Annotated in this window: 26 protein-coding genes; all 26 read right to left on the bottom strand. The window is 39.8% G+C overall.

All coding sequences use genetic code 11. From position 1 onward, the window contains the following. Positions 1–23: 23 nt before the first annotated feature. A complete protein-coding gene (locus ABJG98_RS15535) occupies positions 24–716 on the bottom strand; it encodes a DUF5668 domain-containing protein (RefSeq protein ID WP_348280451.1) in 693 nt (230 codons plus the stop codon). A 165-nt stretch (positions 717–881) separates the two neighbouring features. Then, a complete protein-coding gene (gene eno, locus ABJG98_RS15530; RefSeq protein ID WP_348280450.1) occupies positions 882–2159 on the bottom strand; it encodes a phosphopyruvate hydratase in 1278 nt (425 codons plus the stop codon). Continuing rightward, on the bottom strand, positions 2159–3262 hold the full coding sequence (gene carA / locus ABJG98_RS15525) for a glutamine-hydrolyzing carbamoyl-phosphate synthase small subunit (protein WP_348280449.1): 1104 nt from the start codon (positions 3260–3262) through the stop codon (positions 2159–2161). The genes eno and carA overlap by 1 nt, the downstream gene beginning before the upstream one ends. 89 nt (positions 3263–3351) lie before the next feature. Next, the gene (gene rplQ / locus ABJG98_RS15520) at positions 3352–3993 is read right to left on the bottom strand and encodes a 50S ribosomal protein L17 (protein ID WP_348280448.1); all 642 of its coding nucleotides are present in this window, start codon (positions 3991–3993) and stop codon (positions 3352–3354) included. Next, positions 3993–4982 (bottom strand): DNA-directed RNA polymerase subunit alpha, encoded by a 990-nt coding sequence (locus tag ABJG98_RS15515; protein WP_348280447.1) that lies wholly within the window; start codon positions 4980–4982, stop codon positions 3993–3995. The genes rplQ and ABJG98_RS15515 overlap by 1 nt, the downstream gene beginning before the upstream one ends. A gap of 20 nt (positions 4983–5002) precedes the next feature. Beyond that, complete coding sequence (rpsD, locus tag ABJG98_RS15510; protein ID WP_348280446.1) at positions 5003–5605, bottom strand: 30S ribosomal protein S4; 603 nt, start codon at positions 5603–5605, stop codon at positions 5003–5005. 24 nt (positions 5606–5629) lie between these two features. After that, the gene (rpsK, locus tag ABJG98_RS15505) at positions 5630–6022 is read right to left on the bottom strand and encodes a 30S ribosomal protein S11 (protein WP_348280445.1); all 393 of its coding nucleotides are present in this window, start codon (positions 6020–6022) and stop codon (positions 5630–5632) included. Positions 6023–6029: 7 nt separating this feature from the next. After that, positions 6030–6407 carry a 30S ribosomal protein S13 gene (rpsM, locus tag ABJG98_RS15500; RefSeq protein WP_348280444.1) on the bottom strand — a complete coding sequence of 126 codons (378 nt, stop codon included), beginning with the start codon at positions 6405–6407 and terminating at the stop codon, positions 6030–6032. Between the two features lie 2 nt (positions 6408–6409). Further along, complete coding sequence (gene ykgO / locus ABJG98_RS15495) at positions 6410–6526, bottom strand: type B 50S ribosomal protein L36 (RefSeq protein WP_348280443.1); 117 nt, start codon at positions 6524–6526, stop codon at positions 6410–6412. A gap of 29 nt (positions 6527–6555) precedes the next feature. Continuing rightward, on the bottom strand, positions 6556–6774 hold the full coding sequence (gene infA / locus ABJG98_RS15490; protein ID WP_089356818.1) for a translation initiation factor IF-1: 219 nt from the start codon (positions 6772–6774) through the stop codon (positions 6556–6558). Then, the gene (gene secY, locus ABJG98_RS15485) at positions 6774–8081 is read right to left on the bottom strand and encodes a preprotein translocase subunit SecY (RefSeq protein ID WP_348280442.1); all 1308 of its coding nucleotides are present in this window, start codon (positions 8079–8081) and stop codon (positions 6774–6776) included. The genes infA and secY overlap by 1 nt, the downstream gene beginning before the upstream one ends. Next, positions 8081–8530 (bottom strand): 50S ribosomal protein L15, encoded by a 450-nt coding sequence (rplO, locus tag ABJG98_RS15480; RefSeq protein WP_348280441.1) that lies wholly within the window; start codon positions 8528–8530, stop codon positions 8081–8083. The genes secY and rplO overlap by 1 nt, the downstream gene beginning before the upstream one ends. Before the next feature lie 2 nt (positions 8531–8532). After that, complete coding sequence (gene rpmD, locus ABJG98_RS15475) at positions 8533–8712, bottom strand: 50S ribosomal protein L30 (protein ID WP_348280588.1); 180 nt, start codon at positions 8710–8712, stop codon at positions 8533–8535. A 4-nt stretch (positions 8713–8716) separates the two neighbouring features. After that, positions 8717–9235 (bottom strand): 30S ribosomal protein S5, encoded by a 519-nt coding sequence (gene rpsE / locus ABJG98_RS15470; RefSeq protein WP_348280440.1) that lies wholly within the window; start codon positions 9233–9235, stop codon positions 8717–8719. 10 nt (positions 9236–9245) lie between these two features. Beyond that, positions 9246–9593: a 50S ribosomal protein L18 gene (rplR, locus tag ABJG98_RS15465; RefSeq protein WP_348280439.1), complete on the bottom strand. Its 348-nt coding sequence runs from the start codon at positions 9591–9593 to the stop codon at positions 9246–9248. 6 nt (positions 9594–9599) lie between these two features. Continuing rightward, complete coding sequence (gene rplF / locus ABJG98_RS15460) at positions 9600–10151, bottom strand: 50S ribosomal protein L6 (protein ID WP_348280438.1); 552 nt, start codon at positions 10149–10151, stop codon at positions 9600–9602. A gap of 10 nt (positions 10152–10161) precedes the next feature. Further along, positions 10162–10560, bottom strand: coding sequence for a 30S ribosomal protein S8 (rpsH, locus tag ABJG98_RS15455; protein WP_348280437.1), 399 nt, complete (start codon positions 10558–10560; stop codon positions 10162–10164). Between the two features lie 82 nt (positions 10561–10642). After that, a complete protein-coding gene (gene rpsN / locus ABJG98_RS15450; RefSeq protein WP_348280436.1) occupies positions 10643–10912 on the bottom strand; it encodes a 30S ribosomal protein S14 in 270 nt (89 codons plus the stop codon). Positions 10913–10918: 6 nt separating this feature from the next. Next, positions 10919–11473, bottom strand: coding sequence for a 50S ribosomal protein L5 (gene rplE / locus ABJG98_RS15445; RefSeq protein ID WP_348280435.1), 555 nt, complete (start codon positions 11471–11473; stop codon positions 10919–10921). Beyond that, on the bottom strand, positions 11466–11798 hold the full coding sequence (gene rplX / locus ABJG98_RS15440; RefSeq protein WP_348280434.1) for a 50S ribosomal protein L24: 333 nt from the start codon (positions 11796–11798) through the stop codon (positions 11466–11468). Before rplX ends, rplE begins: the two co-directional genes overlap by 8 nt. Before the next feature lie 2 nt (positions 11799–11800). After that, a complete protein-coding gene (gene rplN, locus ABJG98_RS15435; protein WP_348280433.1) occupies positions 11801–12169 on the bottom strand; it encodes a 50S ribosomal protein L14 in 369 nt (122 codons plus the stop codon). Beyond that, on the bottom strand, positions 12169–12423 hold the full coding sequence (gene rpsQ / locus ABJG98_RS15430) for a 30S ribosomal protein S17 (RefSeq protein ID WP_348280432.1): 255 nt from the start codon (positions 12421–12423) through the stop codon (positions 12169–12171). Before rpsQ ends, rplN begins: the two co-directional genes overlap by 1 nt. Before the next feature lie 9 nt (positions 12424–12432). Next, complete coding sequence (gene rpmC, locus ABJG98_RS15425; RefSeq protein ID WP_348280431.1) at positions 12433–12645, bottom strand: 50S ribosomal protein L29; 213 nt, start codon at positions 12643–12645, stop codon at positions 12433–12435. Continuing rightward, complete coding sequence (gene rplP / locus ABJG98_RS15420) at positions 12645–13067, bottom strand: 50S ribosomal protein L16 (protein ID WP_348280430.1); 423 nt, start codon at positions 13065–13067, stop codon at positions 12645–12647. Before rplP ends, rpmC begins: the two co-directional genes overlap by 1 nt. A 13-nt stretch (positions 13068–13080) precedes the next feature. Continuing rightward, positions 13081–13812, bottom strand: a complete 732-nt coding sequence (gene rpsC / locus ABJG98_RS15415) for a 30S ribosomal protein S3 (RefSeq protein WP_348280429.1) — start codon at positions 13810–13812, stop codon at positions 13081–13083. Next, on the bottom strand, positions 13812–14276 hold the full coding sequence (gene rplV, locus ABJG98_RS15410; RefSeq protein WP_348280428.1) for a 50S ribosomal protein L22: 465 nt from the start codon (positions 14274–14276) through the stop codon (positions 13812–13814). Before rplV ends, rpsC begins: the two co-directional genes overlap by 1 nt. Between the last annotated feature and the right edge of the window lies 1 nt (position 14277).

The raw sequence follows: 14277 nt of genomic DNA, 5'->3' as shown, positions 1-14277 counted from the left end.
AAGTTATAAAACGAATGTCAGGTCTAGCCTCCTCTTAATTCAGATCCTCCAAATAGAACCATGCCTTTTAGCCTTATTACTTTTTCAGGATCCTGAGTTACACCTGAAACAGAAGCTCTCTTATCCGAGAAACCGCCAAAGATGACGAACATTTCATTTCTAACTGTCCAATCGTTGGGAATGATGATCTCATTTCCTCCAAAAAGGCATAGACAATCCACAATCACTTCTTTTTGGCCCAATTTTGCTCCAAGTAAATTAAGCTCTGAGCCTCCAAAAATCGAGTTAATTCGAGCTGCCTTTAGATTTTGTGATGTAATTGTTTTGGCTGAGCCACCAAAAATAGACGTGTCGTCAAAAAATTCTTCATTAGAGACATCTGGATCTTTGCTGGTATAGCTACGTCTTCTTAAAAAGATTGACAAGCCCAATGCAATCAATATGAGCGGCCACCAATCACGTATGCGAAAGTGGGGGATATGCAAAATATCAGGCAAAATGAAGAATACTCCTATTCCAAAAAAAACTAATCCCTCTCTTCGTCCAGTTACCAGCATTGCGCCTCCAATAATTATGAAAATCGATTCCCACCCAAATAGCCAATAGGGTAAAAATGATGGTATCATGTGCAGATTTCTAAGCAGAAAGTAGCTGCCTAAGAGGACTAGGACTAAACCTAGCCATACTTTTGAGTTTGTGTTTTCGTGTCGTGACATAACCTTTGAGTTTAAAATGATACCCAAAGCTGCTGATATCCTATTAACTCTAACAGATCAAATCGGTAAGCTGCAGTGGGTCACCGGTGAGTAGCGCATTCATTCTAGTAAATAAAAAAGGCTTCCGTTGGAAGCCTTTAAAAATTTCCTGAATACTACAAGTCATTATTTACCTGGATAGATGGCTACATCGCCGAGCTCTTCTTCTATTCGTAACAACTGATTGTACTTAGCCATTCTGTCCGATCGACTCATAGAACCTGTCTTAATCTGACCTGCATTGGTTGCAACAGCTATATCAGCAATTGTTGAATCCTCTGTTTCTCCTGAGCGGTGAGATACGACTGCTGTCCATCCAGCTTTGTGAGCCATCTCAATGGCATCGAGCGTTTCGGTAAGCGTACCAATTTGATTCACCTTAATCAAGATTGAGTTCGCGGCATTTTCTTTGATTCCCTTCTCAAGGAATTTAACATTTGTCACCAAAAGATCGTCACCTACTAGCTGGCATTTATTACCAATTTTCTCTGTGAGCATTTTCCAACCTTTCCAGTCATTCTCATCACAACCATCCTCAATACTGTCTATTGGATAATCATCTACAAGTTTTGCAAGGTATTCAGCCTGTTCAGCACTTGACCGTTTCGCTCCATTTTTTCCTTCGAACTTGCTGTAATTATATGTACCCTTTTCGAAAAATTCTGAAGAAGCACAATCCAACGCGATTGTTACGTCTTTTCCTGCTTTATATCCTGCCTTTTTGATGGCAGCTAATATACTTTCCAAAGCTTCCTCTGTACCACCTTCAAAATTTGGTGCAAATCCACCCTCATCACCAACCGCTGTACTTAGCCCTTTATCATGGATAATTGCTTTAAGGTGATGGAAAATTTCTCCTCCCATTCTTAGTGCCTCTGTAAACGTAGGTGCACCAACCGGTCTGATCATAAACTCTTGAAATGCGATTGGAGCATCTGAATGAGATCCACCATTAATGATGTTCATCATTGGTACAGGCAGTACTTTGGCATTCACACCGCCAATGTATCTGTATAGCGGAAGTTGACACGCATCAGCGCCTGCTTTTGCCACAGCAAGAGAAACACCTAAAATCGCGTTTGCTCCTAGTTTTGATTTATTTGGCGTACCATCGAGATCGATCATCAACTGATCGATATAAGCTTGTTCTACTACCAATAGTCCTTCAACTTCAGGTGCAATAATATTGTTAACGTTATCTACTGCTTTCTGCACGCCCTTGCCCATGTATCTGGACTTATCGCCATCTCTTAGTTCCACAGCTTCATGCTCACCCGTCGATGCTCCCGAAGGAACAGCTGCTCTTCCAATATATCCAGACTCAGTAATTACTTCTACTTCTACAGTCGGATTGCCTCTTGAATCCATAATCTGTCTGGCAAAAACGCTCTCAATAACGCTCATTATTTATTGTCTTTAATTAGTTGAATAAAATCATCGAATAGGTAGGTAGAATCATTGGGGCCTGGTGATGATTCCGGATGGTATTGTACGGCGAATGCAGGTTTATCTTTTAGTCTCAATCCTTCCACTGTGTCGTGGTTTAAATCAATATGTGTCAGTTCTGCTTCTTTTGAATTCTTCAAAGCTTCCATGTCTACTGCAAAGCCATGATTCTGAGACGTGATTTCACTATATCCTGTATTTAAATTTTTGACAGGATGATTCAGTCCTCTGTGTCCATGATGCATTTTGTATGTTGGGATACCAACAGCCTTGGCGAGTATCTGACTTCCCATACAAATTCCGAAAGTTGGCTTGTCCTTATCAAGCATTGCCTTGACTGTATCAGAAGCATAATCCATCACTGCGGGATCACCGGGTCCATTTGAAATGAAGTATCCATCTGGATTCCATTTTTCCATTTCCGCAAATGATGCCTGAGCAGGGAATACTTTACAATGACAATCTCTATCTACTAAATTCTTCAAAATCGACTTCTTAATTCCAAGATCCAACACTGCGACTTTAAATCCTTTATTTTCTACGCCAAGCTCATATGCTTCCTTTGTTGTCACAACCGTAGACAATTCCAAAGCTTCCATGCTAGGTACTTGATCAAGCTCTGCTTGTAAGGCATTACCTTCTAGCTCAGAAGAAATGATCGCATTCATAGCTCCTTTGGTGCGTATGTGTCTCACAATCTTCCTGGTGTCCACTCCAGCAATTCCTACAGTATTATTCCTTTCGAGGAATTCTTGCAAACTTTCACTTGCCTTTGCACGACTATAAATGTGAGAAAAATCATTTACAACCAAGCCTTTTATTGTTGGTTGATCACTTTCGACTTCTGTGTCTACAGCACCATAATTCCCAATGTGGGAAGTAGTATTCACAATGATTTGTCCATAGTAGGACGGATCTGTGTAAATCTCCTGATATCCGGTCATTCCTGTATTGAAGCAAATCTCACCTCCTGAGGTGCCTTGCTTGCCTATGGAGTATCCAGTAAATGTGGTGCCGTCTTCTAGTAGAAGTGTTGCTTTCTTACGGGTAGGGTATTTCATACTGGGGAGCAAAAATAGTTATGGATTGGGCAATAAAAAAGCCATTCACAAGTATGTGAATGGCTAATATTTTATTTGATTAGACAAACTTACTCTTCTTTCTTTTTGTCGTCCTCTTTTTCTTCTTCTTTTGCTTCAGCTTTAGGCTCTTCAGTTTCCTCTGCTTTTACTTCAGTTTCTTCGGCTTTAGTCTCCTCTACCACCTCCTCGGCTACTGCTTCTTCAGCTTTAACCTCCTCAACAACATCTTCAGCTACAACTACTTCTTCTTTGACCTCTGCTTTAGGAGCTTCAGTTTTCGCTTTGCTTGATCCACCTCTTCTAGATCTTCTGGTCTTCGCTTTTCCAGCTGCCTCGTCACCAAGTAATAGCTCATTAAAATCAACTAACTCCATCATACACATCTCTGCATTATCACCAAGTCTAGCTCCGGTTTTAATGATTCGAGTATATCCGCCAGGTCTGCTAGCAATCTTTTCCGCTACGGTATTGAATAGCTCAGTTACTGACTCCTTATCCTGAAGGTAAGAGAATACAACTCGTCTAGAGTTTGTATCATCAGTTTTAGACTTGGTAAGAATTGGCTCAATGTATTTCTTCAGCGCTTTCGCCTTAGCTACTGTTGTGTTAATTCTCTTATGTATTATAAGAGAAGAAGCCATATTAGAAAGCATCGCACTTCTGTGTGCAGTCTTTCTACCAAGGTGATTAAATTTCTTTCCGTGTCTCATTATTCTTCCTCCAATTTGTATTTACCAAGATCCATACCGAAAGTAAGACCTTTGTCGGATACCAACTGCTCAAGCTCAGCCAATGATTTCTTACCAAAATTTCTGAATTTCATCATGTCAGAAATTTCAAGTGACACAAGATCACCAAGAGTTCTTACATCAGCAGCTTTCAGACAGTTGTATGCTCTTACAGACAAGTCTAGATCATTAAGATTAGTCTTGAGCATTTTTCTCATGTGCAGTAATTCTTCATCAACCTGCTCTGGCTCACCAGCTTCCTGAGTTTCCAAAATCATATTCTGATCTGAAAACAACATGAAGTGTTGAATCAAAATGTTAGCTGCACCTTTAAGGGCATTTTCCGGATGGATAGATCCATCAGTCTGGATATCAAGAGTCAACTGCTCATAGTCAGTTTTTTGTTCAACCCGGGTATTCTCAACGCTGTACTTTACATTTTTAATGGGTGTAAAGATTGAATCGATGGAAATGAATCCAAAGTTCTGTTCTGCAGGTTTGTTCTCATCTGCACCAACGTATCCTCTACCTTTTTCAATCGTAAGTTCCATTTCGAACTTAGCTGATTCATCAAGATGACAAATAACATGATCAGGATTTAGGATTTCGAATGATGTGGTAGCTTTCGCCAGATCTCCTGCAGTAAGTTTCTTCATATTAGAAACAGTTACAGTGATGTTGCTATCTGCTACATCTTCAATCTTTTTGAACCTTACCATTTTCAGGTTGAGGATCATCTCACTCACATCTTCTACCACTCCTTCTATTGTAGAGAATTCATGCAAAACACCAGGAATCTTCACTCCCGTGATCGCATAACCCTCTAAAGAAGAAAGAAGTATTCTTCTTAACGCATTACCTACTGTAACACCGTATCCTTTTTCAAGAGGTTTGAAAGTAAAGAGGCCATGGAAGTCATCTGCTTTATCCATTACCACTTTTTCCGGCATTTGAAATGCTAGGATCGACATATATCTTATATTTTGAGTGTTTACTTAGAGTACAATTCTACAATCAACTGCTCCTTGATATTCTCAGGGATTTCCTCTCTACTAGGAGAGGTTAGGAATTTTCCAGTCATGCTGGCAGAATCCCATTCCAACCAAGAATAGCTACGTGCATTTGATGCAAGACTATCAGTGATAGCTTCAAGAGATTTTGATTTCTCTCTTACTCCAATGATGTCGTTATTTCTTAATGTATAGGAAGGGACATTTACGATCTCCCCATTTACAGTAATATGCTTGTGAGAAACAAGCTGTCTGGCTGCTCTTCTTGTTGGAGCTATTCCCAAACGGAAAACAGTGTTATCCAACCTTGCCTCCAATAATTGAAGTAAGATTTCACCAGTAATTCCACTTTTTCTTGAAGCCTTTTCAAAAGCATTGGAGAACTGACGCTCCAATACACCATAGGTGTACTTTGCTTTTTGCTTTTCAGCTAGCTGGATAGCATATTCAGACTGTTTTTTTCTTCTTCCACGACCGTGCTGTCCAGGAGGATAGGCTTTCTTCTGCAAAGCTTTACTTGCTCCGAAGATAGGTTCTCCGAATCGTCTTGAAATTTTAGTCTTAGGCCCAGTATATCTTGCCATTATCTATTACCGTTTTATAATATCTTAAACTCTTCTTCTTTTTGGAGGTCTGCAACCATTGTGAGGTAGTGGAGTTACATCTTTGATCATTGTAACTTCGATACCAATATTCTGAATGGTTCTAATTGCAGATTCTCTACCAGACCCAGGTCCTTTTACAAAGACCTCAACCTTTCTTAATCCAAGATCATATGCTTTTTGAGCACATTCCTGAGCCGCTACTTGAGCTGCATATGGAGTATTCTTCTTTGATCCGCGGAATCCCATTTTACCAGCTGAAGCCCAGCTGATAACCTGACCTGTTCCGTTGGTCATAGATATGATGATGTTGTTAAATGATGCCTTGATGTGGGCTTGTCCTACAGCATCAACAGCAACAACTCGCTTTTTCGCTTTATCTTTTCTCTTTTGTGCCATCTATGTATTACTTAACAGCTTTCTTCTTATTAGCAACAGTTTTTCTCTTTCCTTTTCGAGTACGAGCATTGTTCTTGGTATGCTGACCTCTTACGGGAAGACCTTTTCTATGGCGGAGACCTCTGTAACAACCGATATCTAACAATCGCTTGATACTCATTTGGATCTCTCCTTTGAGAACACCCTCTACTTTGAACTTCTCTCTGATCGCGGTTCTAATGTTACCACCCTCTTCGTCTGTCCAGTCTTGAACTTTTTTGTTTGGATCTACACCTGCTTCAGATAAAATCTTCTGAGCGGATGTTTTACCAATGCCAAAGATGTAAGTCAAGGCTATTTCGCCTCGCTTGTTATCGGGAATATCTACTCCTGCAACTCTTGCCATAATTATCCTTGTCTTTGTTTAAACTTTGGATTCTTTTTATTGATTACATAAAGCTTCCCTTTTCTTCTGATTACTTTGCAATCAGCGCTTCGTTTTTTTACGGATGCTCTTACTTTCATTTTCTTTTCTATTTATCAGCCTAAGGCTGTTATTTATAGCGATAAACTATTCTTCCTTTTGTTAGATCATAAGGTGACATTTCCAACTTCACCTTATCTCCAGGTAAAATCTTGATATAGTGCATTCTCATTTTTCCTGAGATATGTGCTATCACTTCGTGACCATTTTCAAGTTCTACTCTAAACATTGCATTTGACAATGCTTCCACGATAGTTCCGTCTTGTTCGATGGATGCTTGCTTTGCCATTATGCTGCTTGAGTTCTCCCTTTAACTCTACCTGTTTTCATCATACCTTCATAATGTCTCATGAGCAGGTAGCTCTCAATCTGCTGAAGGGTATCAAGAATTACTCCTACCATAATCAATAGTGACGTTCCTCCATAAAACTGAGCGAAGCCTTGATTCACACCAGCTATCATTGCGAAGGCTGGCAGGATTGCGATGATCGCTAGGAAGATCGCACCTGGTAAAGTGATTCTTGATAAAATATTATCCAAATAATCAGCGGTCTGCTTTCCTGGCTTAATACCTGGAACAAAACCACCATTTCTTTTCATATCATCTGCAATCTGGTTAGGATTGATTGTTATGGCTGTATAGAAGAACGTAAATACAATAATCATAATCGCGAACGTAACGTTATACTGCCATGAAGTAAAGTCAGAGAATGTAGTACCAATGTAGTTTGCAAAATCACTTTCCTCTCTCCAAAGTCCAGCCAACATTGCTGGCAAAAACATAATAGATTGAGCAAAGATGATAGGCATTACTCCTGAAGCATTAACCTTCAATGGGATGTACTGTCTCTGACCACCGTATACTTTATTTCCAACTACTTGCTTTGCATATTGAACAGGAACTCTCCTGACTGCTTGTACTAATGCGACCGTTACAAGTACTACAAAGAACAATGCGACCAACTCAAGGATGAACAATAGCATCTCACTCATTCCTCTTGTGATTGCCTCTGCAGCAATACTTCCAGGGAACCTTGAAATGATACCTATCATTATAAGCATTGATATTCCATTTCCAATTCCTTTATCAGTGATTTTTTCTCCAAGCCACATACAGAATATGGTACCAGAAGTAAGAATAATTACTGAGGTGAATTTGAAGAAGAAAGTATTACTAATAATAGCTTCAGCAGGGATCGCAGCTGAAACATAGCTGAAACCTTGTGCCGTACAAATAGCAATCGTCAATACTCTTGTAAGCTGATTAATTTTCTTCCGCCCACTATCTCCTTCTTTTTGAAGCTTCTGGAAATACGGTACAGCTACTGTCATTAACTGCAACACAATCGAAGCAGATATGTAGGGCATGATTCCTAATGCAAAAACGGAAGCATTACTAAACGCCCCTCCTAAGAACGTGTCCAATAATCCAAAAATACCAGTTGCATCTCCTCCAAGATTACTTGGATCTACTCCTGGGAGAACCACGAAAGAACCAATTCTAAAAATAACCAAGAATCCTATCGTATTTAGGATTCGGGTTCTCAGCTCCTCAATGGAAAAAATGTTTCTTATGGTATCTATGAATTTCTTCATTATTCTACTACTATAATAGATCCGCCAGCTTTCTCTATTGCTTCTTGAGCTGTTTTTGAAAATTTATGTGCTGTAACTTTTAGTGATGCTTTCAATTCGCCTCTACCCAAAACTTTTACAATGTCTTTCTTCTGTGCAAGACCATTTTCTTTCAAGATTTCAGGTGTAATTTCTTTCAATTTCTTCGTTTCACTTAGCTTTTGAAGATCGTCAAGGTTGATAGCTTTAGAAACAATTTTATTGTTATTCTTAAAGCCAAACTTTGGCACTCTTCTTTGCAAAGGCATTTGTCCACCTTCGAAACCAGTCTTTCTAGAGTATCCAGCACGAGATTGAGCTCCTTTATGACCTTTAGTGGAAGTACCACCTCGACCAGAACCTTGTCCTCTACCGATTCTTTTTCTATTCTTTGTTGAGCCTTCTGCAGGCTTTAGTGATTCAAGTCTCATGATTACAGCTCTTTAACTTCTACTAAGTGATTAACCGTTTTGATCATCCCACTAATAGAAGGAGTCAATTCTTTTTCAACGGATCTATTGATTTTACCAAGACCCAGAGCAGCAATTGTTCTTTTCTGATTCTCAGGACGCTTGATCGTACTTCTCTTCTGTGTGATTAATACTTTTCCCATTGTCTTAGCCATTGAAAACTTTATCTAAAGACACACCTCTTTGCTGTGCTACAGCAAATGGGTCTCTCATTTTGTTAAGGGCGTCAAAAGTTGCTTTTACCACGTTATGCGGGTTAGAAGAGCCTTTTGATTTTGCAAGTACATCGTGTACTCCTGCACTTTCCAGCACCGCACGCATCGCACCACCTGCTATTACTCCAGTACCCGGTGCAGCTGGCTTAAGAAGAACAAGTCCTCCTCCGAACTTACCCAACGCCTCATGGGGAACTGTGCCTTTGAAAACTGGCACTTTCACCAAGTTTTTCTTAGCATCATCAATTCCTTTTGTGATTGCATCGGTAACCTCATTTGCTTTTCCAAGTCCATATCCTACCACTCCGTTTCCGTCTCCTACTACTACGATAGCTGAGAAGCTGAATCTACGTCCACCCTTCACTACCTTAGCTACTCTTTTGATCGCAACTACTCTCTCCTGAAGGTCGATTTCACTTGCTTTTATAGATCTTATATTGCTTTGTGACATAATTTTCTTCTTAGAATTTTAATCCTCCTTCACGAGCACCTTCAGCCAAAGACTTTACACGGCCATGGTACGGGTATCCTCCTCTATCAAAAACTACCGTTTCTATACCTGCACTTTTGGCGTTTTCAGCCAATTTTTTACCTACCTCTTTTGCTATCTCGACATTCAACGCCGCTTTTCCAAGCTCTTTAGTAGATGCAGATGCTAAGGTTTTACCATTCACATCGTCAATCAACTGAGCATAGATGCCTTTGTTGCTTTTGAAAATAGATACTCTAGGTCTATCAGAAGTACCAGAAATCTTACTTCTGATACCCAGTCTAAGTCTTTTTCTTCTTGCTGTTTTAGTAATTGCCATGTCTTATTATTTAGCAGCAGTTTTACCAGCTTTTCTTCTAATTTGCTCACCAACAAAGCGAATACCTTTTCCTTTGTATGGTTCCACTTTTCTAAGTGATTTAATTTTCGCAGAAATCTGACCAACGAGTTGTTTGTCAATTCCTTCTACTGTCACTTTTGGATTCTTGCCTTTTTCTGTTTCTGCAGATACTTTGATTTCTTCCGGAACAGCAAAATATATACTGTGGGAATATCCAAGGTTAAGCTCTAAAACGTTGTTTTGTACGGCAGCTTTATAACCTACTCCAACAAGCTCCATCTCTTTCTTATATCCATTGCTCACTCCTTCTACCATGTTATTCACCAACGAGCGGTAAAGTCCATGAAGAGATTTGTGTCTTTTCTGCTCAGTAGGACGCTCTACAGTCACTACTCCGTCTTCCACTTTGCAAGTGATATCTGGATCTATTTGCTGAGTCAGCTCTCCTTTAGGTCCTTTCACATTTACAGTATTATTATTTACTGTAATTGAAACTCCTTCAGGTAAATTAATTGGTGCTTTTCCTATCCTTGACATCTCAAATCAATTAATACACGTAACATAAAACTTCTCCACCTATATTCTCTCTCCTAGCCTCTTTGTCAGAGATTACTCCCTTCGAGGTTGATAGAATCGCGATACCAAGACCATTAAGTACTCTTGGTAGACTTTCAGCACCTGCATACTTTCTTAGTCCTGGAGTACTTACTCTCTCAAGACTTGTAATCGCTGACTGTTTTGTCTGTGGATTGTATTTCAAAGCAATTTTGATAATACCTTGCTTTGCGTCATCCTCAAACTTGTAGTTTCTGATGAAGCCCTTGCTGTGCAATACTTTAGTGATCTCCTTCTTTAAATTAGAAGCAGGCACCTCTACCACACGATGATTCGCACCTATTGCGTTACGAATCCTAGTTAAATAATCTGCTATCGGGTCTGTTACCATTTCTTAAACACACTTATCCCCCTTGAAAAAGGGGGTGCAAAAATAATAATTTATATTTTGAAACGAAAGGAAGATTTAAAATCTACCAACTTGCTTTTGTTACTCCTGGAATTTTACCATCAGATGCCATTTCTCTGAATGTCACCCTAGAGATACCAAATCTTCTCATGTAACCTTTAGGTCTACCAGTAAGCTTACATCTATTATGCAATCTTACTTTCGATGAGTTTCTTGGCAGTTTGTCAAGACCTTCCCAATCTCCCGCTGCTTTTAAGGCAGCTCGTTTCTCGGCATATCTTGCTACAAGTTTTTCTCTTTTTCTTTCTCTCGCTTTTACTGCTGATCTAGCCATAATTTCTTAGTTCTTCTTTGAAGTAAACGGCATTCCTAAGGATCTCAATAATTCGAGACTCTCTTCATCAGTTTGTGCACTTGTCACAAACGTAATGTCCATACCTGTGATTTTGTTTACTTTATCGATACTGATTTCAGGGAAGATAATTTGCTCCTGCACACCTAATGTGTAGTTACCTCTTCCGTCAAACCCTTTTTCTCTTATTCCTTTAAAGTCTCTAACACGTGGTAGCGCTACAGTCACCAACCGATCAAGAAACTCATACATTTTATCACCTCTAAGGGTAACTTTCGCGCCGATTGGCATTCCTTCTCTTAACTTAAAGTTGGAAACAGACTTCTTAGCAATTGTAGGAACTGCCTGCTGCCCTGTAATTTGAGTTAGCTCTTCAACTCCTGTATCTACCAACTTTTTATCAGACACCGCAGCACCAATACCTTTATTGATTGCTATCTTAGTCAGCTTAGGTACCTGCATGACAGAACTATATTGAAACTTGTCCTTCAATTGAGGGACAATCTCTTTGCTGTATTTTTCTTTTAATCTAGGACTAGCCATTCGTAATAAATTCTCCTGATTTTTTTGAATATCTCTGCAGCTTATCGTCTGCGTTTTTCTTTCTTCCTATTCTAGTTGCATCTCCAGATGATGGATCTACAACTTTAAGATTACTAAGGTGAATTGCTGCTTCTGTTTGCTGAATTCCTCCTTCAGGATTTTCAGCAGAAGGCTTCACATGCTTAGTGATCATGTTTGCTCCTTCAACAATCGCGCGGTACTTCGCGGTGTTTACTTCAAGAACTTTGCCAGTCTTTCCTTTGTCGTTTCCGGCAATGATCTGAACAGTATCTCCTTTTCTTACGTGAAATTTTGCGTTGCTCATTGTTAAAGTACTTCAGGTGCTAATGATACAATTTTCATAAACTGCTTCTCTCTAAGCTCTCTGGCAACCGGACCAAAGATCCTTGTTCCTCTAGGCTCATCATTTGCTGTGAGTAGTACGGCAGCATTATCCTCGAATCGGATATAGCTCCCATCTTTTCTTCGAACTTCTTTTTTAGTTCGTACTACTACTGCTCTGGATACAGTTCCTTTTTTTAAACTACTTGATGAAAGCGCGTGCTTTACAGTCACAATAATTTTGTCACCTACAGAAGCATATCGCTTCTTGGTGCCTCCAAGCACACGGATTACTAGCACTTCTTTAGCGCCGCTGTTGTCCGCAACCGATAATCTTGACTCCTGTTGTACCATTATTTTGCTCTTTCAATAATTTCTACCAACCTCCATCTTTTGTTCTTACTCATGGGACGGGTTTCTGCTACCTTCACGGTATCGCCGATATTGCAATCGTCTTTCTCGTCATGAGCTGTGAGTTTTGTAGTCTTTCTCACGAACTTTCCGTAGATCGGATGTTTTACTTTTCTTTCTACTGCCACAGTGATGCTTTTCTGCATTTTATTGCTCACCACTTGTCCGATTCTTTCTTTTCTTAAATTTCTTTCCATCACTGAAAATTATTTGCTTGCTTCAGCAACTTGGTTTAATTCTTTGGCCTTAATTTCTGTCTGAATTCTTGCTACCAATTTTCTATTCTCACGAATTTTCATTGGGTTTTCGATTGGAGTAATGCTATGCGCAAATTTTAATTTGGCATACGTCTCCTTCTCTACTGCAAGCTTGTTCTTCAGCTCGTCCAGACTCAATCCTCTTAGTTCAGAATTTTTCATTACTCTGGCTTATAATCTTTTGCTAATGTGAATTTTGTAGAAATTGGCAACTTTTGTGCAGCCAATCTTAAAGCTTCCTTCGCCAACTCGATATCCACTCCTGCTGCTTCAAAAAGAACTGTTCCAGGTTTCACAGTAGCTACCCAGTATTCTGGTGCTCCCTTACCTTTTCCCATCCTTACTTCAGCAGGCTTCTTAGTCACAGGCTTGTCAGGGAAGATTCGGATCCATACTTGCCCTTCTCTCTTCATTGCTCTTGTCATTGCAATCCTGGCAGCTTCTATTTGACGGCTAGTGATCCATCCTGGCTCCATTGCCTTGATTCCAAAAGTTCCGAATGCCAGTCTATGCCCACGTTGAGCAAGACCCTTCACTCGGCCTTTTTGCATTTTTCTAAATTTCGTTCGTTTTGGCTGTAACATGCTTTACAAAACTTTACTTTCTTCTTCTATTTTCTCTTCTCCTTCTATTCGGAGCTCCTCCACCTGGTGCGTTATTATTTCCGCCGCCAGACTGCCCTACGTTCGGAGAAAGATCTCTTTTACCGAAAACCTCTCCTTTAAAAATCCACACCTTGATTCCGATTTTACCATAAATGGTATGCGCTTCTGTAATTGCATAATCGATATCTGCTCGTAGTGTGTGCAACGGAATTCTTCCTTCTTTATATTGCTCACTTCTCGCCATCTCAGCTCCACCGAGTCTTCCTGAACATTTGATCTTAATTCCTTGAGCTCCAACTCTCATTGAAGACGCAATTGCTTGCTTCATCGCTCTTCGAAATGAGATTCTTGCTTGAAGCTGCTGTGCGATAGACTCTCCTACCAACTTAGCATCTAATTCAGGTCTTTTGATTTCAAAAATATTGATCTGAAGGTCTTTACCTGTCAAGTTTTTCAACTCTTCTTTGATCTTATCTACTTCAGATCCTCCTTTACCAATCACAACACCTGGACGGGCAGTATGTACTGTAAGAGTAATTCTTTTAAGTGTTCGCTCGATTACGATCTTAGAGATCCCACCTTTAGGCATACGTGCCATGATGTATTTACGAATCTTGTTGTCTTCTACTAGTTTATCCGCATAAGACTTGCTATCGAACCAGGCAGAATCCCACCCTTTGATAACACCTAATCTAAATCCAACTGGGTTTACTTTCTGTCCCATTACTTGTTGCTTTCTTTAGTTTCTTCCTGGTTGTGATTATCAACAACGATAGTCACATGATTTGATCTCTTTCTGATTCTGTGTGCTCTTCCTTGTGGAGCAGGTCTTAATCTCTTAAGCATTCTTGCACTATCCACATAGATTTCTTTCACATAAAGGTCAGCTTCTTCGATACTGATGTCTTCGTTCTGCATTTGCCAATCTGCAATTGCAGTCAGAAGAAGTTTCTCCAAAGTATTAGATGCATGATGTGCATCAAATCGAAGAATGTTGAGAGCAATATTTGCTCTTTCTCCACGAATCATATCTGCAACTAACCGCATCTTACGAGGAGAAGTTGGTACATTTCGAAGTGACGATTTTACCGCACCAAGCTTTCCCTTGTTCTCTTCACGGAATTTCTTGTCAGCTTCTTTCTGAAGTCTGATTCGTACTGATTTCTTTAATTTCTTTTCAGCTTCCATT

The organism is Ekhidna sp., from assembly GCF_039960695.1.
Classification (GTDB): domain Bacteria; phylum Bacteroidota; class Bacteroidia; order Cytophagales; family Cyclobacteriaceae; genus Ekhidna.
This window is presented reverse-complemented; position numbering and strand designations above follow the sequence as displayed.

Coding starts and splice junctions, on each gene's coding strand:
- ABJG98_RS15535 (WP_348280451.1), bottom strand. CDS start 716: ATGTCACGACACGAAAACACAAACTCAAAAGTATGGCTAGGTTTAGTC.
- eno (WP_348280450.1), bottom strand. CDS start 2,159: ATGAGCGTTATTGAGAGCGTTTTTGCCAGACAGATTATGGATTCAAGA.
- carA (WP_348280449.1), bottom strand. CDS start 3,262: ATGAAATACCCTACCCGTAAGAAAGCAACACTTCTACTAGAAGACGGC.
- rplQ (WP_348280448.1), bottom strand. CDS start 3,993: ATGAGACACGGAAAGAAATTTAATCACCTTGGTAGAAAGACTGCACAC.
- ABJG98_RS15515 (WP_348280447.1), bottom strand. CDS start 4,982: ATGTCGATCCTAGCATTTCAAATGCCGGAAAAAGTGGTAATGGATAAA.
- rpsD (WP_348280446.1), bottom strand. CDS start 5,605: ATGGCAAGATATACTGGGCCTAAGACTAAAATTTCAAGACGATTCGGA.
- rpsK (WP_348280445.1), bottom strand. CDS start 6,022: ATGGCACAAAAGAGAAAAGATAAAGCGAAAAAGCGAGTTGTTGCTGTT.
- rpsM (WP_348280444.1), bottom strand. CDS start 6,407: ATGGCAAGAGTTGCAGGAGTAGATATTCCCGATAACAAGCGAGGCGAA.
- ykgO (WP_348280443.1), bottom strand. CDS start 6,526: ATGAAAGTAAGAGCATCCGTAAAAAAACGAAGCGCTGATTGCAAAGTA.
- infA (WP_089356818.1), bottom strand. CDS start 6,774: ATGGCAAAGCAAGCATCCATCGAACAAGACGGAACTATCGTGGAAGCA.
- secY (WP_348280442.1), bottom strand. CDS start 8,081: ATGAAGAAATTCATAGATACCATAAGAAACATTTTTTCCATTGAGGAG.
- rplO (WP_348280441.1), bottom strand. CDS start 8,530: ATGAGACTTGAATCACTAAAGCCTGCAGAAGGCTCAACAAAGAATAGA.
- rpmD (WP_348280588.1), bottom strand. CDS start 8,712: ATGGGAAAAGTATTAATCACACAGAAGAGAAGTACGATCAAGCGTCCT.
- rpsE (WP_348280440.1), bottom strand. CDS start 9,235: ATGTCACAAAGCAATATAAGATCTATAAAAGCAAGTGAAATCGACCTT.
- rplR (WP_348280439.1), bottom strand. CDS start 9,593: ATGGCAATTACTAAAACAGCAAGAAGAAAAAGACTTAGACTGGGTATC.
- rplF (WP_348280438.1), bottom strand. CDS start 10,151: ATGTCAAGGATAGGAAAAGCACCAATTAATTTACCTGAAGGAGTTTCA.
- rpsH (WP_348280437.1), bottom strand. CDS start 10,560: ATGGTAACAGACCCGATAGCAGATTATTTAACTAGGATTCGTAACGCA.
- rpsN (WP_348280436.1), bottom strand. CDS start 10,912: ATGGCTAGATCAGCAGTAAAAGCGAGAGAAAGAAAAAGAGAAAAACTT.
- rplE (WP_348280435.1), bottom strand. CDS start 11,473: ATGGCTAGTCCTAGATTAAAAGAAAAATACAGCAAAGAGATTGTCCCT.
- rplX (WP_348280434.1), bottom strand. CDS start 11,798: ATGAGCAACGCAAAATTTCACGTAAGAAAAGGAGATACTGTTCAGATC.
- rplN (WP_348280433.1), bottom strand. CDS start 12,169: ATGGTACAACAGGAGTCAAGATTATCGGTTGCGGACAACAGCGGCGCT.
- rpsQ (WP_348280432.1), bottom strand. CDS start 12,423: ATGGAAAGAAATTTAAGAAAAGAAAGAATCGGACAAGTGGTGAGCAAT.
- rpmC (WP_348280431.1), bottom strand. CDS start 12,645: ATGAAAAATTCTGAACTAAGAGGATTGAGTCTGGACGAGCTGAAGAAC.
- rplP (WP_348280430.1), bottom strand. CDS start 13,067: ATGTTACAGCCAAAACGAACGAAATTTAGAAAAATGCAAAAAGGCCGA.
- rpsC (WP_348280429.1), bottom strand. CDS start 13,812: ATGGGACAGAAAGTAAACCCAGTTGGATTTAGATTAGGTGTTATCAAA.
- rplV (WP_348280428.1), bottom strand. CDS start 14,276: ATGGAAGCTGAAAAGAAATTAAAGAAATCAGTACGAATCAGACTTCAG.